Here is a 23,972-nt window from a genome sequence, read left to right on the forward strand (position 1 = left end):
ACTCCCACATGTGCTCGCGGATGTCGTCCATGCGCTCGCCCAAATCCACCGTGCGCCGATCGACGTGGTTGCGCACCCAGGCGGTTGCCGCTTCCGCTTCCTCCGCCTTCAGATTCGTGTCTTGAAAAAAGGCGCCGTGACCGGCTACCCCTTGCTGCGTCGTGTTTTCACTCATTGCAAACTCCTTGTCGGCCCTTGGGGCCAAGACTATGATCCATTGCCGTGTCCGTGTTGGATCTCCTTATAGTTGACTATTATGCTCTCCTATAATTCCAAAGCCAAGCCACGGATTTTATTGTCTTGCTCGGAGGGATGCGGAAGTAATGAGATCAGAACAGGAAGTTGCAGAACGATGCCGAAGCTTGTTCGAAGATGCAGCGGTACGAGCAAAGGGGTGGCGCAGTAACCTCTTTTGGCGTCCGGCAAGCCCCGCGAATCCCTACGGCAGTCTGCGGGTTGACGGCGAGGAGCTCGAGGTGCTGTTGGCGGCCATTGTTGGGGTGCCGGCCGCGAGCCGGTCTAGTCTCGAGGCGCGCGAGCCTGGCCGCGCAGGTTTTATCGAGCGCTCCATTGCCCATGGTGAGTTGCCGCTCTTGCGCTACCGAGCCGACGAGTGAGTAATGCCGTCATCCTCTCGCGCTACCCCGAGCTGTATTCCAGCCAACGTTTGCTGGCGGCCCTGCAAGAGCGCGGTGTGCAGGCGCAGATTCTGCGGCCGGAGCTCTGTGCCCTGAGCCTTGCCGGTGGGCACTTTCATTTGCACTACGCCGGCAAGCCCCTCGCTCCGCCCGCTATCGTCCTGCCGCGCTTCGGTAGTCCCCTGACCCAGCTTGGTCAACGTCTGCTGCAGCATTTTTCGGTGTTGGGCAGCGTCCTCCTCAATCGTGGAGACGCGTTGCTGCGCGCTCGCGATAAATTTCTTTCCCTACAACTCTTGGCGGCGGCAGGGTTACCCGTGCCCGATACTTGGTATTTGGCCGATGCGGCAGCGGCGGAGCAAGCCCTGGCGAAACTTGGGGTGCCCGTGGTGAGCAAGCTGCTAGCGGGCTCCCAGGGGGTGGGAGTGAACCTGGCGGAGAGCGAGGGCGGAGCGCGGGCGCTGGTCGACACGCTGCTGCTCCTGCAGCACGAGGTACTCCTGCAGCGTTTTCTACCCGGGCGAGAGGACTATCGCATTATCGTGCTGGCGGGGGAGGTGCTTGCCGCCATGCGTCGTCGCGCCGGGGCGCAGGATTTTCGCAGCAATCTGCACCGCAATGGTACCGCCGAGGCGATTCCCCTCGATCACCTCGACTCGCGTCTGCAAAATCTGGCCATTACCGCTTGTGCGGCGTTGGGGCTGGACTTTGCCGGGGTGGATCTGATGGCAGATGGGCATGGAGGCTACACCCTCCTCGAGCTCAATCCCTCGCCCAGCCTGCAGGGCATCGAGACGGTCAGCGGGGTAGATATTGCCGCTCAGGTGGCAGAGTACTTGATCAGCCGCTGTGGGGCGGCATCCGCTGCACTTCGGCAGCAATCCACTCCCGCAGCTGCGCCGTAATCTCGGCGCTGCGACCGGCGGCGGCCATGCTGGGGCCAAAATGGAGATGCAGTTCGCCGCCGCGCTTGCGCCATTCGCCCCGCGGCCAAAAGCAACCGCTATTGAGGGCCAAGGGCAAAATCGGCACGCCCACGCGCTGGGCCAAAGCGGCAGCGGTTTGATGAAACTCCCCTATCTGCCCGCAAGGCTGGCGTGTTCCCTCGGGAAACAAGAGAACGGGAATGCCGTCGCGTAGGCGCTGTTCGCCCTGCTCCAAGACTTGCTTCAGTGCCTGACGACCGGCTCGGCGGTCGATGGCGATGGGAGCGGAGAGGGGAAGATACCAGCCAATGATGGGCAGACGCAGCAGTTCGCCTTTGAGGACGAAGGCTAAGCGAGGAAAATATCGCCAGAGCAGCAGGGTTTCGAGGGCAGATTGGTGATTGCTGACGATGACACAAGGGCCTCGAGGCAGATTCTCTAGCCCCGTAACGTGAATCCGCAGGCCCAGGGTCGCGGTGAATATACTGCTACCAACGCGTGCCCAGGTGCCGCAGCCCCAAAAGCGCCAGCGCTGCGCTAGGAGAGGAAAGGGGAGCAACACGATTGCCCAGAGCAGCGTCCATAGTACAAATAATATATAGAACAACAGGCTGCGGAGGGCGCTGCCCATGGGCTAGTGCCCCAGTATGGCGTCGGCGACGGCCGCCAAATTGGCAAAGACGGGAATGCCCTCGGCGCGAGCGATGTCTTCCACTTTTTTCCCCTTACCCGTGCGCACCAAAATGGGGCTGGCGCCGGCGCTACGCGCCGCCTGCAGGTCGCGATGACTATCACCTACCGCCGGAACCCCACGCAAATCGACCTGAAAACGCTCGGCAATCTGCCGGAACATGCCATCTTGGGGTTTGCGGCAGTCGCAGCCGGCCTCGGGGTGGTGCGGGCAGAAGAAAATGGCATCGATGCGGCCGCCGAGTTCGGCTAGTTCTCGCCGCATCCGCGCATGGATGGCGTTGAGGGCGGCTAGGCCAAAGAGGCGGCGGCCAATACCCGACTGGTTGCTGGCAACCACCACGGAGTAGCCGCTGCGGTTGAAGCGGGCAATGGCCTCGAGACTGCCGGGGATGGGGCGCCACTCCGCCGCCGATTTGATGAAGGCGTCGCTGTCCTCGTTGATGACCCCGTCGCGATCGAGAATGATCAGCGGTGTCATCCGCGTCCCTGGAGCAGGGAAAAGTCGGCAATGCGTAGGAATGCCCCTTGCAGCTCCTGGAGCAAGGCGAGGCGTTGGCGCCGCAGGTCCTGATCCTCGCAAAGCACCATGACCTCGGCAAAGAAGCGATCGACAGGGTCGCGTAGGATCGCTAACTGACCGAGCACCTGTTGGTAGTCCCTCTTGGAAAGGGCGCTCGTCACCGCGTCACGAATGCTGAGCCAAGCATTACAGAGGTCTTTTTCTGCGGCTTCTACCAGGCGTTCGGGCTGCAGGTCTATGCCAGTGCTCGCTTCCTTGCGCAGCAGGTTGCCTACCCGTTTGATCAGGGCGGCGAGATCATCTGCCCGCGAGTCGTTGGCCAAGAAAATGCTCAGTTGCTCCAAGCGCTGACGGGCGTCGAGGGGATCGTCGGCAGCAACCGCCAGGACGGCAGCAACTTGGTCGGCGCTAAAGCCTTCCTCGCGGAAAATGACCCGCAGGCGCTCGACAAAAAATTCTGCCAGCTTGTCGCCGACTTCCGCCGCCTGCGCCGCCGACGTCCCATATTGCTTGGCGGCGACCGCAACGAGCTGGCGTAAGGAGAGGGAGCGCCCGCCTTCGAGGGCGATGCGCAATATCCCCAAGGCGGCACGACGCAAGGCAAAGGGATCGCGATCGCCGGTGGGTACCTTACCCAAGGCAAAGAAACCAAAGAGGGTGTCGATACGATCGGCAAGGGCGAGCACCTGCCCCGCCGCCGAGGCGGGAATGGCATCGTCACGCCCAGCCGGTTGGTATTGACTGGCTATGGCGTCGGCTACGGCGGCCGGCTCTCCGTCGTGTCGTGCGTAGTGTCCACCCATGATGCCTTGCAGCTCCGGAAACTCCCCCACCATGCCGGTCAGGAGATCGCATTTGCACAACGCTGCAGCACGACGACAGGTCTGCGCATCTGCCCCGAGGGTAGTTGCCAAGGTTTCGACCAAGGGAAGAAGACGGCGGGCTTTGTCGCCAATGCTGCCCAGCCCCTCCTGAAAGGAAATCGCGTCGAGGGCCGGCCGGCGTGCTTCGAGGGCTTGCTGGCGGTCCTGATCCCAGAAGAAGGCGGCATCGGCAAGGCGCGCGCGCAGGACGCGATTGTTGCCGTGGATGACGACGCGGGGATCGCGACTCTCGAGATTGGCAAGGAAAAGGTATTTTGCCGCCAGTTTGCCGCTGGCGCTGCGCAAGGGGATGTAGCGCTGGTGTTGGATCATCACCGTGACTAGGACTTCTTCTGGGATGCGCAAATACTCTTCCGCAAAGCCGCCGGCGAGTGCCACCGGCCATTCGCAAAGGCCGGTAATCTCGTCGAGGAGGGCATCGGTGAGGAGGGCTTGGCAGTCGAGTTCGGCGGCAAGGCGCTGTGCTTCGCGGGCAATGTAGTTGCGGCGCTCTTCCCAATTGGCACGCACCCGCGCTTGCAGCAGGGCCTTGCCGTACGCCTCAGGGTGAACAAAGGGAACCGGGCCGGGGTGGTGGACCCGGTGGCCAAAACTATGGGCCTCGCTCTGTAGCCCAAAGGCTTGCCAAGCCAGGCTCTCCTCGCCAAAACGCAAGAGCAGCCAGCGCAATGGCCGGGAGAAGCTTTCGCTCCGGCTACCCCAGCGCATGCGTTTGCGCAGCGGTAGCGCCTCCACCCAGCGGGTGGCGATCGATGGCAAGAGTGCCGCTACCGGCTGGGCCGGACGCAACTGGCGCCAAGCAAGCACGGTACCTTTTTCGGTCTCGAGCCGTTCCAACTCCTCGACCGGCACGCCACAGGAGCGGGCAAAGCCCTCGGCTGCCGGAGTGGCTTTGCCATCGATAAAGGCGCGCTCGACGGAAGGGCCGCGGCGCAGCTCCTCTTCTGCCCGCGTCTCGCGGGCAAGGGTCGGGATGTACAGGGCCAAGCGACGCGGGGTAAGAAAGGGGTGGATTTCGCCATATTCTATCCCTGCCTCCGCGAAGAGCCGCGCGGCCGCTTCGACCATGCTGTGACGAAGCTGCGCTTGCTCGGCGGCAGGCAACTCCTCGCAGCCGATTTCCAGCAGCAATGGCAGGAAACTCATGGGTTTTCTCCCTGGTGGCGCGGCAGCAGAGGGTGACCTAGTTCTGCCCGCGCCTCGGCATAGACCTGTGCCACCTCCCGAGCCATGGCGCGCACGCGACCAATGAAGCGGGCGCGCTCATTGACGGCAATGGCATGACGGGCATCGAGAAGGTTGAAACTGTGGGAGCAGTCGAGGACGCGCTCATAAGCGGGCAGCGGCAGCTTGTCGCTTATCAGGCGCTGGCAATCCGCTTCGGCGCGGTCAAAACGCTGCAGCAGATCGCTCACCGGCGCTAATTCGAAGTTGTAGCGCGACTGCTCGACCTCATTTTGATGGTACACGTCGCCGTAGCTTACTCCCGGTGTCCAGACGAGATCGTACACGCTCTCTACCCCTTGCAGGTACATGGCGAGACGCTCGAGCCCGTAAGTCACCTCACCCATGACCGGGTGGCAATCGAGCCCCCCCACCTGCTGAAAATAGGTGAATTGGGTGACTTCCATGCCGTTCAACCAGACCTCCCAGCCCAAGCCCCAGGCGCCGAGGGTAGGCGACTCCCAATCGTCTTCAACAAAGCGGATATCTTGCAGGGCGATGTCGATACCGAGCCGCTGTAAGGACTCGAGATAAAGCTCCTGTAGATTGTGCGGATTGGGCTTGAGTACGGCCTGAAACTGATAGTAGTGCTGCAAGCGATTGGGATTGTCACCGTAGCGACCATCCGTGGGGCGGCGCGAGGGCTGCACGTAGGCAGCACGCCAGGGCTCGGGACCAATGGCGCGGAGGAACGTGGCGGGATGAAAGGTTCCGGCGCCAACGGGCATATCCATGGGCTGGAGAATGACGCATCCCTGCTCACTCCAGAACTGCTGCAATATTCGGATGATTTCCTGAAAAGTCATGCCGTCTCCATCCGCAAGGCCCGAGATTATGGCCTAAAGTCGATTCTATTGAAAAGCGGCGGAAAAATGCCGCCGTTAGGCGTTGAACAGACGGGAGATTTCGCCAAGACGACGGGTACTGGCGCGCTCTGGATGTGCACCTTCGGCAGCAGTGTGGTAGCCGTGGAAAAAGGCGGGTAGCGCCTGCAAGATGATCGGCAGGCGCTCGCGGCTAACGCGATGGATACGCCATTCACTGCGCGGTTCGCCCTTGCCCGCATAACTGCATACGGCAACGCCCCAGGCGTGTTCGGCGCCGGTCCAATGATGGTTGGCGATGCGCAGGCGGTGCAGATCGGCCTGGCTGCCCAAGCCAACGTTGGGGCCGTCGTACACGATTTGCAGGTCCTGAGCCAACTGGGTAAGCAGGTGATCCACGGAAACGAGGGCACCCCGCAGGCTCTCACTGCTGATTTTCTCGCCCTGAAGACCGCGCTGCAATTGCAGCAGAAAAGGTGATTCCACTTTTTTCTCCTTTTTCGGTAAAATCGCAGCGTTACAACAGGATCAACTGGCCGCGCAGAGAAACGAGAATTCTGCCAGCCTCCCATTAGAGGTTGCAATGCTGCATACAACGCTACGAAAACTCCTCTTTGCCAGTTTGGTGGCGCTGGCCCCAGGTCTCGCCCAAGCCACCGTGTTCCCCTTGCCGCAGCATGGTAACATGGTTGGCAATCTACAGGCGGTAACCAGCCATCGTGACGATACCCTGCTGGATATCGGTCGTTTTTATGATATCGGCTACAACCAGGAAGTAGGCGCCAACCCGGGGGTCAACCCCTGGCTGCCGGGTCAGGCCTCCAAAGTCGTCATCCCCAACGAATACGTCTTACCTCCCAAGCCCTGGACCGGGATCATCGTCAATATTCCGGCCCGGCGCCTGTACTTTTTCCCGAGCGGTCGTGGGGTGGTCTTTACCTACCCGGTGGGCGTATTCTTGCCCGGCTGGAAGGAAAACCTAACCACCACCAGCATCATCCAGAAATTCAAAATGCCAGCCTGGAACGTGCCCAAAAACATCCATGCCTGGTTCGAAAAGAAATTCCACATGGATATACCTTGGTACTGGCCCCCTGGCGCTGAGAATCCCATGGGCGAGCTAGCCATGGAAACCGGTTTGTCTGGGATCTTTATCCATGGCACCTACCACCCCTGGGGTGTGGGCATGCGTGCGAGTCAGGGCTGCTTCCAAATGTATCCAGAAAATGTCGCCCAACTCTTCCCCATGGTTCCGGTGGGTACACCGGTGCGCATCATCGATGAGCCGAACATGGTGGGAGAGCGCAACGGGCAGATCTACCTACAGTGTTACAAGCCGTTGCACGCCTACCACAAGGACGGTCCCACGGATTTGCAGCGCGCCGTGGTCGCCATCAAGGATTTTATGGCCGCAAATCATCTGCATGAGAAAATCGATTGGAATCGGGTACGACGGATAGTGGCGGAGCACAACACCGTTGCCCTTCCCATCAGTGAGGGTAGTCCTACCTACGCATCTTTGGTCCACGCACTGCCTGCCAAGCCCTACGCCTATGCGCCCTATGGGCCATCGGCCAATGGCGCTGCGGTACCGCCACCCTTGCCCCTGGCTAGCGAGGCGAACAAAGATCAGGTCAACGTGAAGGTATTCCTGCCCGGTCAAAAGCCCAGCTGAAATTTCCGCGTTTTCCAGTCATACCAGAGGAGGCCGGCATACTCATGCATGGCCTCACTGCTGATTTCCTCGTAGATGGCGCGCGGTAACCACGATTGCCAGTTGAGGGCGCCTGCCTCGCCCATGCGGTAGTCGCAGGGCACGGGGGTCGGCTGCAGGCCGTAGTAGCGAAACCAGGCCATGGCGCGCGGCATATGTACCGCTGAAGTGACTAGGTAGATGCGCCGAATGCCATGCTGGCGCAAGAGGATTGCGCTATCGCGGGCGTTGGCGGCGGTGTTGTAGGACTTGTCCTCGAGCCAGATGTGATTGCTGATGTGAAAGCTCTGGCGCAGTAGTCGCGCCATGGTGGCTGCCTCGCTTGGCGCACCAAAACGGGGGGCGCCGCCGCTCGGCACTACCGGCAAATCGACCTGTTGGGCAAGGGCGGCAGCCGCCTGCAAGCGCATGAGAGTGCGGGCGTTGGCCATTTCCGGGACCGGGCGACCAGGGTCGATGATTTCCCCACCCCCGAGCACAACGATGGCTTGGGGTGCGTCCTCGCCAGTTTCGGGGTGCAGCAAGGGCGGGTAGCGATCCTCCAGAGGTTGCAGCAGTAAACGGGCACCAAGCGGGGTGGACGAAAAATACAGGGCAAGCAGAGCCAGCAGTACCAGAATGCGTCCGAAAACGTGCCAACCAAAGAGCGCGCTACTGAGAACTCCCAAGAATGCCACGAGCAGAAACAGGCCCGGCACTTGGACCAGGGCCGAAGCCAGGGTAAGGAGGTAAATGGGAGTCACGGCTCTGCGTCAGTCTCCGGACCACTCCCGAAAACTATGTTCTGCATGGTAGGAGGAACGTACCAGCGGGCCAGCAGCGACGTGAGCGAAGCCCATCCGTAGCCCCGCCTCGCGCAATTCAGCAAATTCCTCAGGCGGCACGTAGCGCTCTACCGGATGATGATGGCGGGAGGGCGCCAAATACTGACCCAAGGTCAGCAACGAGCATCCCACCGCGCGCAGATCGTGCATGACTTCCAGGATCTCGGTGTTTTTTTCCCCCAGCCCAAGCATCAGCCCTGATTTGGTCGGGACCTCAGGGTGACGATCGCCAAATTGCCGCAGCAGTTCCAGAGAGTGACGATAGTCCGCTCCCGGACGTGCCTGGGCATAAAGACGCGGTACGGTCTCTAGGTTATGGTTGAGGACGTCGGGAGGGGTGTCGGCCATGGCGTCGAGGGCCTTGTCGAGACGGCCGCGAAAATCCGGCACCAGCACCTCCACCTGCACTTGTGGGCAGTGGCGGCGCAAGGCGCGAATGACTGCGGCAAAATGACCGGCGCCGCCGTCGCGCAAGTCGTCGCGGTCGACCGAAGTCACCACCACAAAGCGCAGATCCATGCGTGCCACGGTCTGGGCGAGATGCTCGGGTTCCTCGGGATCGGGTGCCTGCGGACGCCCGTGCGCCACGTCGCAAAAGGGGCAACGTCGGGTACAGAGATCGCCAAGAATCATGAAGGTGGCCGTGCCGCCGGCAAAGCATTCGCCGAGATTTGGGCAGGAGGCCTCCTCGCAGACCGTATGCAGATTGGCCTCGCGCAAAATTCCTTTGAGCTGATCGACGCGCGGATGCAGCGGCGAACGCACGCGCAGCCAAGCGGGCTTGGGTTGTCGCGGTACCAGCTCGGCGACTACGGGGATGGAAACGGGATTACGTTTTACCTTGTCGGCACCGCGCTCTCCGGAGGCACTGGTCATGATCAGCTACCTCCCTTCTGCAGGGGGCGGCCGAGGCTCGCCGAGAGCTGCTCGAGGAGCTCCTGGGCAACGCGCTGGGCAGGCAGATCGGGACAGAGCGCAGATACCTGCGTAACTTGCAGTCCAGGGCTGCCACAGGGATGGATGCGCTGGAAGGGGGAGAGATCCATTTCCGTATTGAGACTCAGGCCATGATAACTGCGGCCCTTCTGTATCCGTAGGCCAAGGGAGGCAATTTTGGCCCCGGCAACATAGACTCCGGGGGCATCGCGACGGGCCTCGGCACGCACGCCATGCACGGCGAGCAGGCGGATGACGGCATTTTCCATGGCCGCGGTGAGTTGGCGAACGTTCCAACCGCTGCGCCCAAGGTCAAGGAGTAGGTAGGCCACCCATTGCCCAGGGCCGTGATAGGTGACTTTACCGCCACGATCGCTACGAATGACGGGGATCGGGCCCGGATCGATCACGTCGGCCGGATCGGCATTGCGGCCAAGGGTAAAGACCGGCGGGTGCTGCAGTAGCCAGATCTGATCCGGGGTTTGAGCATCGCGTTGCCGGGTAAACTCGCGCATGGCATCGAGTACCGTAAAATAGGGGAGCAGGCCCGGCCAACAGCGTACCGAAATGGCATCATCTCCGCTCATAGACACAGCATCACCCCTTCGATCTCCTGCACTGCAGCGTAAATAGCCTGTAACTGTGCGGTGCTTTGTACCTCAAGGGAGCAGGTTACGGCCTGGTACTTTCCACCGGCACTGGCACGCAGGCAGAAGGCGGTTTCCGACAACCCAGGAGCGTGAGGGGCAATGGCGGAGCGTACCGCGGCGAGCAAGTCGTCGTGCTGCCCGATGGCCTTGACGTGATGCAGGTGGGGGAAATCTTCCGGCGCCTCAGTTGGCAAATCCATGGCCACTCCTCATGTTGCCCCGTGCTGACGGGGGCTTCTATCCTCAGCATGGTAGTGCTTCGCTGCCGCGAGGTGAAGCCCTGGAAGTGGTCTCCCTCAAATCGCCGCTTTTACGCGATGCCAAATACGGCCAAACCACGATGCCTTGCTCACCCCTGCAGCGGCTACCACCGGGACGGTTCGCAGTACCTTGCCGTCCAAGCTAATGGCTAATTCTCCAAGGGTAGTTCCTTTGGCGAAGGGTGGCTGCACCTGGGGACTCCACTGCAACTGGGTCTTGATCTCGCCGCCACGCCCCTGCGGAATCGTCACCAGTACCGCTTTGTCGACCTGCACCGGCACGCGCATGGGCGACCAATCGTTGTGGGTAGCCACCCCGACTTGGGTTCCCGCCGGATAGAGCTGCTCATTCCGGTAAAAACGATAGCCATAGTTCAGCAAGGCTTCGATGGCATCGGTTCCCGATGACCAGCTTGGCGCCCCCATTTCCACGGCAATCAGGCGCCTGCCATCGCGCAGGGCGGTGGCGTCGATACAGTGCCCGGAAGCGTCCGTCAGTCCGGTTTTCAGACCATCCACGCTGGGATCGCGAAACAGCACGGGGTTCCAGCTGCGCTGGGTGATCTTGTTGTAGGTGTAGGACTGCATCTTGGTGATCTGCAGGACCTGCGGATATTGCTGCATAAAGATGCGCGATAGGCGCGCGACATCGTTCGCGGTCGTATAGAGATTGTCATCGGGCAGGCCGTCGACATTGCTGTAGTGGGTTCCCCGTAATTGCATACGTTGAGCGGCGTCGTTCATCAGTGTCACAAAGGCACTCTGACTGCCGCCAACGGTTTCTGCCAAGGCCACGGCAGCGTCGTTACCGGAATCGATGAGTAGACCGTGCAGAAGTTGATCCACGGTAACCGGTAGATTGGGCTGCAAAAACATCCGTGAACCGCCGGTTTTCCATGCGGTGTTGGAGACCGAGACCGTTTCGTTTGGGCGCAAGCTCCCGCCAGCGATGGCCTGATAAGTCAGATACGCCGTCATTAGCTTGGTTAAGCTGGCCGGCGCCCGCCGCAAATCCGGATTCTTTGCGGCAATGATTTGCCCCGTTTGAAAGTCCATCAGCACATAGCTGGCAACGTTTGGGAGGTCCGGTGCCGGTGGAATGGGCAGCAACGGCGTCGGCACGACCGCTAGAGCAAATCCTGTGTTGAGCAGGAGGCAGGGGGCCAGAAGACGGATGGCAAGAGTACGGATACGGGGCATGGTGTTCCTCAAAACAGATAGGGGATTATTCGTGGAGACGGGGGTGAGAGTGGATGGACATCAGGATACCCAAACCGACCAAAAAGGTCAGCATGGCCGTGCCGCCATAGCTGATGAGCGGCAACGGCACGCCAACTACGGGTAGGATCCCGGTGGTCATTCCCATGTTGATGAAGACGTACAAAAAAAAGGTCAGGCTTAAGGTGCCAGCGAGGAGTTTGCCGAAACGTGATCGGCTCTCGAAGGCGATGACGAGGCCACGCACAACGATCAGCAGATAGGTGAGCATGAGCAGAAGAACTCCGAACAAGCCAAACTCCTCGGCAAAGCCGGCAAAGACAAAGTCTGTCTGCGCTTCTGGCAAAAAATCGAGGTTCACTTGCGTGCCGTGGAACCATCCTTTACCGAAGATGCCACCGGAACCGATAGCAATCATGCTTTGGATGATGTGGTAGCCGGCGCCGAGGGGGTCGCGCTGGGGATCGAGGAAGGTGAGAATGCGCTCTTTTTGATACCCGTGCAGAAAGTGCCAGAGCACTGGGCCGCTGATGGCCGCCAACAGTACCAGAGCGATGAACCAGCGTCGGCGTACCCCGGCAAGCCACATGGCGAAGAGTCCGGCGGCCGCAATCTGTACCGCCGTACCGAGATCGGGCTCCTTGGCGATCAATAGAAACGGCACGCCAATAAGGGCAAAGCCAATCACCGTTGGTCGCCAAAGGCGAGCATCATCGACCTGGGAGAAATAATAGGCCAGCATCATCGGCAAGGCGAGCTTGACTAGCTCCGAGGGCTGAAAGCTGAGGGCGCCTATGCCCAGCCAACGCTTCGCCCCCATACTACTCTGTCCAACGATCAATGTGAGTAGCAGCAGGAAAATGCCCACGGCATATAGGGGGGGTGCCCAAGCGCGGAGCCGCTCGGGGGGGGTGTTGGCAATTGCCACCATGATCACGATGCCAATCAAAAAATGCAGGAACTGTGACCCGACCACACGAATATTCTCTTGGCTAGCGCTATAAAGCACTGCCAAGCTGGTGCCCATGAGCAGCAGAATACCGGTCATGAGTGCCGGGTCAATATGAGCGATGATGCGACGCACGCGCAAAGACCAGTCTTTCGTAGCCATTGCTCTACCCCTTCCTTTGCGGCCAATGATACTGCAGGCGGTCCAATGCGTACGTAAACAAGGGCCAAAGCGCCGCACCCAGCGCCGCGCCGAGTAGCAGGGCATTGTGCCATACAATCGGGCCCGCCCAAGCTTGCCACAGCCAAGAGATCAGAGATTGGGCGAGGAGCAGAAAAAAGATGAAAAAGAGCTGCTCCCACGGGGGTAGTCTACGCACTCGCGCCATCCAAGCGTACAGTAGTGCCAGCATCAGAACCAAAGCGATGGCATCAGAACCCGGTACGCGTCCAAAGATGAGATCCTGGGCCAGACCAATTAGCCAAATCACGAAATAGCTCAGCGGCTGGCTGCTGCTCAGAGCCCAGTACAGAATGAAAAGTGCAATGAAATCTGGGTGCAGCTGTGCATACAGCGGACCCAAGGGTAGCGACTCTGCAAGGAAAGCGAGAATAAAACCGAAGACCAGCGCCCCAGCCTTCATGAATGAGAGGCGTTGCGCGTTTGTGGCCAGAGAAGAAGGATGGTGTTCAGTGCTGCCAAATTTGCACTCGGTCGCACCAATACCCGCGCAAAAGGCCCATTACTCGCGTGTTCAACCGATTTCACGACTCCCAAGGGCAGGCCCGGAGGGAATCGGCCGCCGAGACCGGAGGTGACCAGTTCGGTACCCGGGACGAGGGGAGTAGCATGCGGCTGAAATGGCACAGACAAGCTATGCAGATCGCCGCGTCCCTCTACCAAGCAAGGATAGTTGCCGCCCAAAGGTTTGGCGGGTATGGCGCTCGAAAGATCCGAAAGAAGACTGATGCGAGCATTGTTGCGACTGACGGTGACCACCTGCCCAATCACCCCGCCGGGAGCCAGCGCCGGCTGGCCCACATAGACTCCTTCGGCGGCCCCCAGGTTGATCGTGATTTGTTGGCTACCACTACGCAGATTCTGTGCCTCGATTTGCGCGACTGCCACCCGCCCAGGCGCGGTCGGAAAACTGTCGAGGAGAGCGAGCAGCTGTTGGTTCTCGGTACGCAATACCGGCAAGGCGAGATTTTCCATTTCCAAGACCTGCAGTCGCTGCCGAAGCGCCGCATTCTCTCGGCGGAGCGTCGTCTGGGTTTGCAGGTATTGGCTACACACCTGCCAGGCGTCGCGCAGTTGGCCGTTGAGCCAGAGTAATGGTTCCGCCGCATTCAGGCCCAGTTGCCGCAGGTTAGGGTGTTCGACGCTGTACAGGCTAACGCCCACGCTCAGCGTAGCCAGAATTAGCACGCGGAGCAGAGACGGAAGTGGTCGAATGAACGGGAGGCCAGACATGACAGGCGAAGATTCACTCTTCAGCAAAGACCTCGCCGAGGCGCTCCAACTCCTCAAGCGCTCTGCCCCCGCCTCGCGCAACGCAGGTCAGAGGATCATCAGCAACGATCACCGGCAGGCCCGTCTCTTCCATAATCAAGCGATCGAGGTCACGTACCAAGGCACCGCCGCCGGTCAGGACCATGCCGCGCTCGGCGATGTCACCCGCAAGCTCCGGCGGCGTCTGTTCCAAAGCAAGTTTTATGGCCCCAACGATGGCGCCAAGGGGCTCCTGCAGCGCTTCGAGAATTTCATTGCTGGAGATGCTAAAGGTCCGCGGCACTCCCTCGGCGAGATTACGACCGCGCACTTCCATGCTGAGATTCTCGGCGAGCGGGTAGGCACAGCCGATGGTTTTCTTGATCTCTTCGGCGGTGCTCTCACCGATCAGCATGCCATAATTGCGCCGAATATAATTGACGATCGACTCGTCCATTTTGTCGCCGCCAACGCGTACGCTTTGGGAGTAGACCACGCCGCCAAGCGCTATCACACCCACTTCCGTGGTGCCGCCGCCAATGTCGACCACCATGGATGCCGTCGGTTCGGCTACCGGCAGGCCGGCGCCTATGGCCGCGGCCATAGGTTCCTCGATGAGATAGACCTCCCGCGCCCCGGCACTTTGCGCCGACTCGCGAATCGCGCGACGCTCCACTTGGGTCGCCCCGTAGGGTACGCAGACGATGATGCGAGGGCTGGGGCTGAGAAAGCGCTGCGGATGCACACGCTTGATGAAGTGTTTCAGCATTGCCTCGGTGATCTGAAAATCGGCGATTACCCCGTCCTTCAGCGGCCGGATGGCAATAATATTGGCAGGGGTGCGCCCGAGCATGCGCTTCGCCTCTTCCCCTACGGCTTGGGTGCGCCGATCGGCGCCGTGACGGCCGATGCGAATTGCCACCACGGAGGGTTCCGAAAGCACAATGCCCTTGCCGCGGACATAGATGAGGGTGTTTGCCGTCCCGAGGTCAACCGCTAGATCGCTCGAGAAAAGTCCGAGAAAACGCTTGAATATCATTTAGTTGAAGTCCTGCATGGGAAAAATCCGGAAGCCGCCGCTACTGTCCGTCCGCGAGGGACATTTTGTGGGTCCAAAAAAATATCGGGGTAGTCTAGCATGAGCCAGGGTAAAGCCCAAGATCCCCTAAGCGTCTGAATCTGTAGCGATTTGGCTACAAAAAACCGGCCCAAGGGCCGGCAGAGTCTCGCTCGTTATCGCTAAATCGTTCTACAGCTTGTAATCTTTTGGAAAGGCTATGCCATGGTTACCGCGCATATCCCGATTGAGCACGGGTAGATCCAGCTTTTTGACCTCCACATGCTTTTGGCTCTTGAGCCATGCCGAGAAGACCTCCCAGACTGGCTTGCCTTCTACCGGTTGCATGGCTGCCCAACCGGCTACCTTATATTTTTTGGTGGCACTCACCAACTTGCCACCAATCTGTAAGTTGCTGATGCGGTGATAGATCTTTTCGTCGGGGTTGAAGTCGTACTGAATGTTGCCGACGCGGATCATATCGCCGCCTTGTTGATAGTAGGGATTGGGGTTGAAGATGTTGTCGGCCACCTGCTCCATGATGTTCTTGATTTGCTCCCCGGTGTACTCGTTGACCGTGACCTGGGGATAGGTGATGGCCGTTTGACCCATGACGTCTTCCAAGGTGATGGTTTCGCCCGGTAGTTTGCAATAGCCCCAGCGGAATCCTGGCGAAAAGGAAGCTTCGCAGTCCATTTCTTGGCGCAGGGCATCACAAAGCAACTGATCAAAGGTGCCGTTGAAGTTGTCGCGCCGATACAGGAGGCTACCGGTGGTCGCCAGAGGCTCCTGCAGTTTTTCGGCGTAGGGTTTACGCACACTGTCGATGTATTGCGCCATTTTGGCGTCGGCCGGGATTAGATTGGAAAATATCGGCAGGTAGTGGAAACGCCAGGCCTTGAGTTTGCCCTTGCCGACATCCAAATCAAAACGAGCAAGAACCTTGCCGTTGGTGCTGGTGTTGATGATGAGTGTCTGATTTACCTGGAAGGGTTTCGGTCCCATGATATCGTGGGTGTGCCCGCCCAAAATGATATCGATACCGTTCACTAAAGAAGCCATTTTTTTATCGACATCGGCACCGTTATGGGAGAGCACGACCACGAGATCTGCGTGTTCGTCCTGACGGCACTTGTCGACCACTTTTTGCATGTTTTCAGTGTGGATACCAAAACCCCAGTCCGGAATCATGTAGGCTGGGTTGGCAATGGGCGTGAACGGGAAGGCCTGCCCGATGACGGCAATCCGCCGGCCATTGATCTCATGCATCTGATAGGCCTTGAAGACTGGCTCCTGCCAGGTATTGCTAAACACATTCTGTGCAAGAAAGTTGGCCTTAAGTTTGTTTTTGACCAAATATTCCACCTGTTTCTGACCGAAGGTGAATTCCCAGTGGCCAACGAAGTCGTCTACGCCGAGTAAGTTCTGCGCGCCGACCATGTCTTCCGCCTTGGTCCACAGGGACGTCGCTGAACCTTGCCAAGTGTCACCGCCGTCGAGCAACAGAGTACGCTCTTTGCCCAGCTGCTGGCGATACCGGTTTACTAGGCTGGCGATGTGTGCGTAGCCACCAATCTTGCCGTACTGATGCGCCAGAGTGGCAAAGTCCAAACACGAAAAAGCATACTTTTGCCGCGCAGTGTGATTGACGCCATAGTAATCGAGCATCCACTGTCCGCAGAGATGGGGAGTTTGATTCAGCACCGGGCCGACCCCGATGTTGGTATCGGGCTCGCGCCACCACACTGGGAGCAGCTGCGCGTGTGAATCGGTCATGTGAAGCAGCGTCACATTCCCAAACGCCGGGATGTCGTACGGGTCTTTTTCACTGCCCCAGGCTGCCTGAATTGCTCCAGGCGCAAAGAAGCTACCCGCACCGGCAATCCCCAGTAATTGTAAAAAATCTCTTCTTCCTAACTGCATGATGTATATACCTCCCCAATTAAGTATATTTCCTTACAAGCCGCCAGACTTTGCCTGTTTCATTACGGCAATAATTTGCTTGTCCAGTTCACTGGCAACCTTTGCTGCTTCAGGATTTTTCGGGAAGTAGCGTAGAGCGTAAGTTGGCAGGTACGTCATGAGTTTCAGTTGTCCGTGGCTTTGGTACATGACGATCTTGCAAGGTGCAAAAGCCCCAAACTCGGGATAGTTCTGGAGAATTTTCGACCCCAAAACCAGGTTGCAGACCTCGTAAATCACATAGGGCGTGTTGCTCTTGATGCCGCGCTCTTGCAAACCTTGTTGGACATCCAGTGTGCCTACAACATTCATATTCTCTGACTCGGCACCACTACTAATTCCCAGTTTAACCTGCGCTGGAGTAACACCTTTGTCTACATCTACAACGTACAACGGCGAGTCGGTGTTGATCTTGGGCATATCCGAGACCGGGGCGGCAACGAGTGCCGCGTTACTGATACAGGCGAAGCCCACGCAGGCTAGACCTGCGCCCAGGCTCGCCCAGAGGGAAGAAACACGAAACATGAGGAGACTCCTCTGGGGCAAATGTAATGGATTTCTGACTTGATTACGGCCGATAACCCGGCACATTGATCTTGATACCGTTGCTTAGATAGCTCATGAAATACTCGAGATTACGATAATCGACGCTCTCCAATTTCTCTGGTTCGGCACCGACCTGTTTATTGCATCCCTCTATACGCTTTTGTAGAGTGTTTACTGCTGACCAAGCTGCGCGGTAGGTAGGAAAGTGGGCACTTTGTCCAACTACAGGAGAAATGATCTGATCACGTAAATACTTGCCCGCATAGGCAACATGGCAAGAGGCGCAAGAGAAATTCAATTGCCCGCGTTTCATGAAGAAATAGGCTTTGCCTTCCTCAAAGGCCTTGACTGCGCCCGGTCCTTTCACCTGCACGTCCACCGGCATGCCGTTCGACAGCGAGCCGAGGTAGGTTTGCAGTGCAATCAAATCCTGGCTGCCATACTTCAAGGGCGCTTCACCATTTGCTTGACGGCACGCATTCAGGCTCATGCCAATGGTCACGACGGTTTTTGTCTTGTTGTCGAACATCGGATAATGCGCAGCGACCCCCTTGCCCCCGTCGGGATAGCAACTGGCGTAGGTTTTACCGTTTTTAAACGGTGTATCCCACAATTTTTTGCCCTCCGATAGGGTTAGATCGCCAGGATTGAATTGAATAGCCTCCTGATACTGGCTATACATTTCTGGGCTAAAGGCATAAGCTCCGAGCGCATATTTCTGCAATGGAATTTTGGGGTACATCTGTTGAAAATACTCGTGAAACTGCTGCAACGTTTGTTCTGGACCGACCTTGGTGTTGCCAAGATCCCACCAGTTCACTGCATTGGCTGCTGCACTGCTGCCGGCAAGCGCCACCACCGCAATGGAGACAATCCATTTTTTCATTGCGATTCCCCTCCCTTTTCATGGAAATCGGCGCAGCGCATAGCACGCTGCGCTCCGACGCAGTTCTCAGCTAACGGTAATTTTCGACGTCGCCGTCCACGAACCGTTGCTGTTGTCCTTCCACACCATCTGCAACGTACCGCTTTCTTCGGCCCGCATCTTGAATGCAAGATACGGATTGGCGCTCACCGCCGTGCTCCAGTCGATATCCAGCAAGGGTTTATCGTTGAAAGTGACCGTTACCGTCTGAATGAAGTGAGCAGGAATCAGCTTGCCGGTTTTCTTGTCTTTGGCCAGCCCAGTGGTCATTGGATTCATGATCAGGGAGCGAACCTCGATGATCTCTCCTTTTTTTGCACTACCGGGCATGCGAATCATCGGGTTGCCTAGTGCTTCTGCCATAGTATGTACTCCTCGTTAAAATGGATGAGAGAGAAAGGTTAGCCGCCACAACCGCCAATGGTCACTTTGACTTCTCGTGGTGCCGAAGCCATTAGCTCGCCTTTATTGGTTTTGGCAATGACGCGCACATTATCGGTTTTCGCCATTTTGATGCGTTCTTGAATATAGGCCTTGCCGCAAGCGGGGGTAAAATTGAATTGACTGGCAAGGGGAGTAGGGTTGTGGTCAACGAAGAGCCATACCGTAGCAATGTAGTCATCGGCAGTCATCGGTGAGTCCACCTCGATCGTCACTGGAACTGCACCGCCATTTTCCGCAATGGTTGGCGCCTTCAGGGTGACCTTGGGCGACACGGGAACACTCGTCTTGCCAACGGAGTCGGTCATCGCTGCGTCGAGCTCTTTTGCATCAAATGCCTTGGCGGGCCAGCCAGCTACGTTGTCCGCAAGGGCATTGCCCGCGCGAAGAAGACCGGTGCCAGCGACTGCGGCCACGGCGGCGGCAGTCATACCGGTACCGAGAAATTGTCTACGTTGCATCTGCTTCATGTATTTGCTCCTTGACGGATGAGTTATTTCAGTGACCAAAGGTAATCGGCAATTTGCTCCAGTTCTTGCTGGGTCAACACTTTGTTTTTCCCAAACTCCGGCATGTTGGCGTAGGGGAAAAGTTTTTCCGGATCCGATAGAAAAGCGACAAGTTTTTCTTTGGTCTGGAACATTTGTTGGAAAGTGACCCCTTTCATCGGCAAGGCCGGGCCGACATCACCCGCCTGACTGCCGCCGGGCAGGGCGTGACAAGCGAGGCAATTCCCCTTGGCTCGATCAAAAGCCAGAGCACGACCCGCCTCAATGTTGTTGACCGCTGGGGCAGCCCAGGTGGCGCTGGCGGTAAAATACAGGGCGCCAGCCAAACCCATTAGAATGCCTGCGCGTATGCGTCTGAAAGCTTCCATAACGACTCCTGTGGTGCGTTCCGGGCTCTTACCCGGTGCTATCTTTTAGAGCAGTTTCCGTGCCAGGTTAGAAATCCCACCTTTACCCACTTTTCAATGTGGTGGGAAAGACCTGCCATTCCAGAGATGTTGAATAAATAATGAAGTTATTCAGATAGATGTGTATTGATCTCGACTAGATTGCTGGGCTGGGTCAGCAACCGCGCTGCGCCTTGGAAAGCTCGTTTCGATCCGCAACGGCAAGGCGATTGTGCCGAAAGGCACAAGCCCCCCTATTCGCCATCCGGACCATCATCTTCTGGTCCTTGATCCGCCAGCAGCCCCATGTTCTTCATTTTTGTGCGCAGCTGTTTACGGCTAATGCCGAGTAATAGGGCGGCCTGACTTTGATTGAATCGCGTCTTCTCCAGCGCGCTGAGCACGGTCTGACGCTCTATGGCTGGCAGGTCGAAGGGGCTGACGCTGCTACCTTCCACGCCCGCAGTACAGTCACGCAGTTCCTGTGGCAGATCTTGTCGACCGATACTATTCTGCCGGGTGAGCACTACCGTCCGCTCCAAAAGATTTTCGAGTTGACGAATGTTTCCGGGCCAGGAGTAGCGCTCCAGACAGCTCAGGGCATCACGATCGATCTCTACTTTGCTGCGGCCAATCTCGTGGCAAATTTTCTCCAAAAAGTGCTCCACCAGTGGGGCGATGTCGGCGCGGCGCTCACGCAGTGGCGGGATGTGCAGCGGGATAACATTGAGGCGATAGTAGAGATCCTCACGGAAGCGTCCGTCTTGAATCGCTTGCTTGAGGTCGATATGCGTGGCAGCAACGATCCGTGCTTGTAATCGAATCGGCTGATGGGTGCCGAGACGACTGAACTCGCGTTCCTGCAGCGCCCGCAAGAGTTTTACCTGCATGGGCAGTGGCATGTCACCAACTTCGTCGAGGAACAATGTCCCGCCGGCGGCGGTTTCCAATTTGCCGGCCTGACTGCGGATGGCGCCGGTGAAGGCACCGCGCTCGTAACCAAAGATCTCGCTCTCGACCAAATCGAGGGGAATGGCCCCGCAATTGAAGGCTACGAATGGTTGATCTCGCCGTCCGGAGGCGTTGTGTAGGGCGCGCGCCACCAGTTCTTTGCCGGTGCCGGATTCACCGGTAATCAGTACATTGGACGGGGCCGGTGCGACGAGGTCGATGATCTCCAATAGCTGGGTGATGGCGCGACTTACCCCAATCAGTCCGTGCCGGCGCGGTATCTGGCGCGGTGGTGGAAGATGGCGTCCACCGCGTTCGAGGACTTGTCGAATTAGAGCCAGCAGCTCTCCCTCGTCCACAGGCTTGGTCAGATAATGTTCGGCGCCAGCCTTGATCACCTCGACCGCCTGATCGATTTCGCCACAGGCGGTGCTGATGATGACGGGAATGGCCGGATAGGTAGCCTTGACCCGACGCAAAAGCTCTATTCCTGGCATGCCGGGGAGGCGCTGATCGCTTAAAATCAGGGAGGGCGTGTTGTTTTGTAGGAGTTCCAGCGCTTCCTCTGCCGACTCTGCCTCCAGCACGGAAAACCCTTCGGCGCGCAATATGGCCGCCAGGACGCGACGAAGATTACGCTCGTCCTCGACTACCAGAATCATTGTATCCATGCGACTCCTCAGCTCTCGTTTTCCAGTATCGGTGGCTTCTCGGCGCGTAGGGGCAGGGAAAGAACAAAACAAGCGCCCGCGTCCGATGTCTGCACTAGTTCGACGCTCCCCTCATGCACCATCATGATTTTGGCGACAACCGCTAGTCCAAGTCCACTACCTTTGGTCTTGCTGGTCACGTAAGGTTTGAAAATTTCGCTGCGCCGCTCTTCTGGAACCCCCGGGCCGTTGTCCTGCACGCGAATTTGTATGCCCTCGACGTTGGGTTCGGCGGTAACCACTATCTTGCCTCCCGGGTTGGGTACTGCATCGCAGGCATTGAGTAAGAGATTGCTCATTGCCTGCGCCAGCAACGAGGCATCAAAATTGGCATGTATCGGCGCCTGGCAATTGAGGTGGACCGCAATGGACCGTGCATCGAAATCCGACTGATGTCGTTGCAAACAACGTTGCAGAAACAAACAGAGTTCTTGATTTTCTAGCTTGGCGTCATAGCTGCGGCCAAAATCGAGAAAACCTTGGGTCATGTCATAAAGACGCTGTACTTCCTCTTCAATGATACGCAGAAATTCCTCGCGATTGTCGCGATCGTCATAGCGCACCAAGTAACGGGCGGCACCGCGCACCGAAGACAACGCATTGCGGATCTCGTGGGCAACTTGCGACGACATCTGACCAATGGTAACCATGCACTGCATCGCTTGCTGCCGCTGGTGGAGTTTGCGCAGCTCCAACAAATGCTCGTGCAGACGGGTGGCCAAGGAACGAAATGCCAATTCGAGATGATGCAATTCATCGTGATAATCATCGGGTTCTGTCGACGGTGGTTCATTCTGGATGCCAAGCTGACGCTCCATGAACTCCATTTCCCGACGCAGGCGCGAAACAGGCCGAGTGATGGCGAGACTGACCAAGTATGCACCAATCAGGCCGATCACCGCGGTGCTGATACCAAGAAAAAGCAAGCGACTCGTGGTGTGCTCTAGCTTTTTGGCGATGACTGCATTGATTTCTTTCGCGTTGCTCCGCAGCCAGACGGTACCCAAGCGCTGGGTTCCCGCGACGATGGGAGCCGAATAGGTATATTGTTTGCTGATTTTCTGCAGCGCGTCAGCGGTCAAATGGGTGCCTACCTCGGCAAGCTGGTCGCTTGCAAGAATGGTATTGTTGCGACCAACGATCAGGATTCCCGAAACCAGCGAGTTGGGTTTGTGTGTCAGTTGTGCGAGCTGCCCAGCATCCTTGAGCAGCAGAGGATTCGCCGCAGATAGGGCGATACTCTCCGTGAGATGTCGTGTCTCTGTTTCTACCTGGCTACTCAAGTCCTCGCGTACCGAGGTGTACAGGAACGCGGCGATCAAGAGATAGATCATGGCAATCAGTAACACCACCAGCGCCATGCTTTTACTGCGCCAAGTCAGCCGCTGCCAGAGTCGCGGTATAGTAGGGATCACTGCGTGCTCTACAAGAGAGGTGAAGCCATCATGGAGTTGGTTGAATTCCTGCAAATCCTGCGGCTACGAGAGCCTGTGCGGGAATTGTAGCGAGATTGTTGCGAATTTTCTCTCGTACCGGTGACGAAATGGCGTTACTGGTCACGAGGTGCCAGGCCGGCGCTGGACCCGCACGCGCGATGATCTCGAAAGTTCCTGGCATAGATGCAGCAAGATTGTCCACCGAAGCCGCACGAACAATGCCCCACATCGCCTTACCCTGACCCAGGGCGGAGAAAACCGCCCGCTCCGATCCGACCGGCCACCAGTGGAGTTGACGTTGCCCCGCCTGCTCGCGCACCTTATCGGCCAGTAGTTGTTTGGCGCTACAATAGGGGCTGCCGAAGGCGACGCGAAGGCTACCATACGTGGGTGTGTTACCGGCAACGCGCACCAGCGCCAACCCGGCAGTATTGGCGTCAGTGACTAGCGTCGCGAGGGGATGAGCCACGCCGTGCAATGCCGCAAACATGAGCGGACTCATCAGGGCAAACTGATAGTAGCCGATACGTATCTGATGAAGATAGTCACGCTCATTGTTGGCCACGGAAATCTCGATTGCTTTGCCGGTCGCCTGTTCCAAAGCGGCACGTAGCGGTTCAAAAACGTGCGCCGCCGCTAGCGGCGAAAAGGCTGGCGGGATACCCAGTCGCCAGCGCGGGCGCTCTACAAGCGGAGTCAATGTTACCCCGTACAAGTCCGCATAGAGGCTGCGCAGTGGGGCATAGGTACCGGCGGGAACCGCAGTGAATCCCGTGGCTAGAGGACGAATGGCCGTCATTGCGGCAGGGGCACTGTGCGCCATCTGTAGTAGAGCACGCCGTAGATCGGCGCGCTGCTCGGCGGGTACCTCCATCGATGCGGCGATGAGATCGCCAGGTCCGACAGAGCTACGCGCGATCACGCGCAGGGTTCCGGCACGCAGGTACGGTGCCGCGACATTTTCTGCGACTGCCGTGGCGTCGTAGAAACGCGCCGCCACATCCATCAGGGCATTACCGTCGGTGCCACCCTGGTGCAATTCGCTCAGTTGTTTTGGCGAAATACCCACTGCGTTGAGGAGCGACAGGGGAACCAAAGCCGAGGCTGCGCAGGAAGGATTCCCAAGCACAAAGGATTTTCCGCGCAGCTGTAACACGTTATGGATGCTGCTATCGCGTCGTACGACGATGACACTGTAGTCACCGAGGGGCGGAGGAGTGAGACCAACCAGAGGAACGTAGGGGCTCTGGTGCGCCACCTTCAGATAGGCAATAGGGCAGAGCAAGACGATTTGTGCT

The 23,972-nt window shown here is 58.2% G+C and carries 26 protein-coding genes and 1 pseudogene; 3 read left to right on the forward strand and 24 right to left on the reverse strand.

Annotation, left to right across the window (positions count from 1 at the left end; translation table 11 throughout):
* Positions 1-175, reverse strand: a pseudogene (locus RTI30_RS05540) (heterodisulfide reductase subunit B); the annotation flags it as partial.
* Between the two features lie 187 nt (positions 176-362).
* Between RTI30_RS05540 and RTI30_RS05545 the strand changes: the two are divergent.
* A complete protein-coding gene (locus RTI30_RS05545) occupies positions 363-617 on the forward strand; it encodes a hypothetical protein (RefSeq protein ID WP_312262791.1) in 255 nt (84 codons plus the stop codon).
* Positions 614-1,543 (forward strand): RimK family alpha-L-glutamate ligase, encoded by a 930-nt coding sequence (locus RTI30_RS05550; RefSeq protein WP_312262790.1) that lies wholly within the window; start codon positions 614-616, stop codon positions 1,541-1,543. The genes RTI30_RS05545 and RTI30_RS05550 overlap by 4 nt, the downstream gene beginning before the upstream one ends.
* Here RTI30_RS05550 and RTI30_RS05555 read toward each other — a convergent pair.
* The 5 genes from RTI30_RS05555 to RTI30_RS05575 form a co-directional block, all read right to left on the reverse strand.
* Positions 1,479-2,195 (reverse strand): lysophospholipid acyltransferase family protein, encoded by a 717-nt coding sequence (locus RTI30_RS05555; protein WP_312262789.1) that lies wholly within the window; start codon positions 2,193-2,195, stop codon positions 1,479-1,481. The two genes, RTI30_RS05550 and RTI30_RS05555, sit on opposite strands and share 65 nt — an antisense overlap.
* A 3-nt stretch (positions 2,196-2,198) precedes the next feature.
* Entirely contained in the window at positions 2,199-2,735 is a 537-nt protein-coding gene (gmhB, locus tag RTI30_RS05560) for a D-glycero-beta-D-manno-heptose 1,7-bisphosphate 7-phosphatase (protein WP_312262788.1), read from the reverse strand.
* A complete protein-coding gene (glyS, locus tag RTI30_RS05565; protein WP_312262787.1) occupies positions 2,732-4,807 on the reverse strand; it encodes a glycine--tRNA ligase subunit beta in 2,076 nt (691 codons plus the stop codon). Before glyS ends, gmhB begins: the two co-directional genes overlap by 4 nt.
* Entirely contained in the window at positions 4,804-5,691 is an 888-nt protein-coding gene (gene glyQ, locus RTI30_RS05570; RefSeq protein WP_312262786.1) for a glycine--tRNA ligase subunit alpha, read from the reverse strand. The genes glyS and glyQ overlap by 4 nt, the downstream gene beginning before the upstream one ends.
* Before the next feature lie 75 nt (positions 5,692-5,766).
* Positions 5,767-6,195 carry a hypothetical protein gene (locus tag RTI30_RS05575; RefSeq protein ID WP_312262785.1) on the reverse strand — a complete coding sequence of 143 codons (429 nt, stop codon included), beginning with the start codon at positions 6,193-6,195 and terminating at the stop codon, positions 5,767-5,769.
* A gap of 97 nt (positions 6,196-6,292) precedes the next feature.
* Here RTI30_RS05575 and RTI30_RS05580 point away from each other — a divergent pair, with 97 nt between their 5' ends.
* Positions 6,293-7,384 (forward strand): L,D-transpeptidase family protein, encoded by a 1,092-nt coding sequence (locus tag RTI30_RS05580; RefSeq protein WP_312262784.1) that lies wholly within the window; start codon positions 6,293-6,295, stop codon positions 7,382-7,384.
* Here RTI30_RS05580 and RTI30_RS05585 read toward each other — a convergent pair.
* The 18 genes from RTI30_RS05585 to RTI30_RS05670 form a co-directional block, all read right to left on the reverse strand.
* Positions 7,369-8,166, reverse strand: a complete 798-nt coding sequence (locus tag RTI30_RS05585; protein ID WP_312262783.1) for a YdcF family protein — start codon at positions 8,164-8,166, stop codon at positions 7,369-7,371. The genes RTI30_RS05580 and RTI30_RS05585 overlap by 16 nt on opposite strands.
* A 9-nt stretch (positions 8,167-8,175) precedes the next feature.
* On the reverse strand, positions 8,176-9,123 hold the full coding sequence (gene lipA / locus RTI30_RS05590) for a lipoyl synthase (protein ID WP_312262782.1): 948 nt from the start codon (positions 9,121-9,123) through the stop codon (positions 8,176-8,178).
* Positions 9,124-9,125: 2 nt separating this feature from the next.
* A complete protein-coding gene (gene lipB, locus RTI30_RS05595) occupies positions 9,126-9,770 on the reverse strand; it encodes a lipoyl(octanoyl) transferase LipB (protein ID WP_312262781.1) in 645 nt (214 codons plus the stop codon).
* Entirely contained in the window at positions 9,767-10,033 is a 267-nt protein-coding gene (locus tag RTI30_RS05600; RefSeq protein ID WP_312262780.1) for a DUF493 domain-containing protein, read from the reverse strand. Before RTI30_RS05600 ends, lipB begins: the two co-directional genes overlap by 4 nt.
* A gap of 96 nt (positions 10,034-10,129) precedes the next feature.
* The gene (locus RTI30_RS05605) at positions 10,130-11,293 is read right to left on the reverse strand and encodes a D-alanyl-D-alanine carboxypeptidase family protein (protein WP_312262779.1); all 1,164 of its coding nucleotides are present in this window, start codon (positions 11,291-11,293) and stop codon (positions 10,130-10,132) included.
* A 25-nt stretch (positions 11,294-11,318) separates the two neighbouring features.
* On the reverse strand, positions 11,319-12,422 hold the full coding sequence (gene rodA / locus RTI30_RS05610) for a rod shape-determining protein RodA (RefSeq protein ID WP_312262778.1): 1,104 nt from the start codon (positions 12,420-12,422) through the stop codon (positions 11,319-11,321).
* Positions 12,423-12,426: 4 nt separating this feature from the next.
* Positions 12,427-12,903 (reverse strand): rod shape-determining protein MreD, encoded by a 477-nt coding sequence (mreD, locus tag RTI30_RS05615; RefSeq protein ID WP_312262777.1) that lies wholly within the window; start codon positions 12,901-12,903, stop codon positions 12,427-12,429.
* Positions 12,900-13,733: a rod shape-determining protein MreC gene (mreC, locus tag RTI30_RS05620; protein WP_312262776.1), complete on the reverse strand. Its 834-nt coding sequence runs from the start codon at positions 13,731-13,733 to the stop codon at positions 12,900-12,902. Before mreC ends, mreD begins: the two co-directional genes overlap by 4 nt.
* Before the next feature lie 13 nt (positions 13,734-13,746).
* Complete coding sequence (locus tag RTI30_RS05625) at positions 13,747-14,787, reverse strand: rod shape-determining protein (RefSeq protein ID WP_312262792.1); 1,041 nt, start codon at positions 14,785-14,787, stop codon at positions 13,747-13,749.
* Between the two features lie 213 nt (positions 14,788-15,000).
* Positions 15,001-16,731 (reverse strand): thiosulfohydrolase SoxB, encoded by a 1,731-nt coding sequence (gene soxB / locus RTI30_RS05630; protein ID WP_312262775.1) that lies wholly within the window; start codon positions 16,729-16,731, stop codon positions 15,001-15,003.
* A 33-nt stretch (positions 16,732-16,764) separates the two neighbouring features.
* Positions 16,765-17,295 (reverse strand): DUF302 domain-containing protein, encoded by a 531-nt coding sequence (locus RTI30_RS05635; RefSeq protein ID WP_312262774.1) that lies wholly within the window; start codon positions 17,293-17,295, stop codon positions 16,765-16,767.
* 43 nt (positions 17,296-17,338) lie between these two features.
* The gene (gene soxA, locus RTI30_RS05640) at positions 17,339-18,202 is read right to left on the reverse strand and encodes a sulfur oxidation c-type cytochrome SoxA (protein ID WP_312262773.1); all 864 of its coding nucleotides are present in this window, start codon (positions 18,200-18,202) and stop codon (positions 17,339-17,341) included.
* Positions 18,203-18,268: 66 nt separating this feature from the next.
* Positions 18,269-18,604: a thiosulfate oxidation carrier complex protein SoxZ gene (gene soxZ / locus RTI30_RS05645; RefSeq protein WP_312262772.1), complete on the reverse strand. Its 336-nt coding sequence runs from the start codon at positions 18,602-18,604 to the stop codon at positions 18,269-18,271.
* A gap of 38 nt (positions 18,605-18,642) precedes the next feature.
* Complete coding sequence (gene soxY / locus RTI30_RS05650) at positions 18,643-19,152, reverse strand: thiosulfate oxidation carrier protein SoxY (protein WP_312262771.1); 510 nt, start codon at positions 19,150-19,152, stop codon at positions 18,643-18,645.
* A 23-nt stretch (positions 19,153-19,175) separates the two neighbouring features.
* On the reverse strand, positions 19,176-19,559 hold the full coding sequence (gene soxX, locus RTI30_RS05655; RefSeq protein WP_312262770.1) for a sulfur oxidation c-type cytochrome SoxX: 384 nt from the start codon (positions 19,557-19,559) through the stop codon (positions 19,176-19,178).
* Between the two features lie 272 nt (positions 19,560-19,831).
* Complete coding sequence (locus tag RTI30_RS05660; RefSeq protein ID WP_312283422.1) at positions 19,832-21,199, reverse strand: sigma-54 dependent transcriptional regulator; 1,368 nt, start codon at positions 21,197-21,199, stop codon at positions 19,832-19,834.
* An 8-nt stretch (positions 21,200-21,207) separates the two neighbouring features.
* Positions 21,208-22,653, reverse strand: a complete 1,446-nt coding sequence (locus tag RTI30_RS05665; protein WP_312283423.1) for a HAMP domain-containing sensor histidine kinase — start codon at positions 22,651-22,653, stop codon at positions 21,208-21,210.
* A 28-nt stretch (positions 22,654-22,681) separates the two neighbouring features.
* On the reverse strand, positions 22,682-23,972 hold a 1,291-nt coding region (locus RTI30_RS05670; protein ID WP_312263461.1), incomplete at its 5' end, for a PhnD/SsuA/transferrin family substrate-binding protein.

The sequence above is a fragment of the Candidatus Igneacidithiobacillus taiwanensis genome, assembly GCF_031962545.1.
Classification (GTDB): Bacteria; Pseudomonadota; Gammaproteobacteria; order Acidithiobacillales; family Acidithiobacillaceae; genus Igneacidithiobacillus; species Igneacidithiobacillus taiwanensis.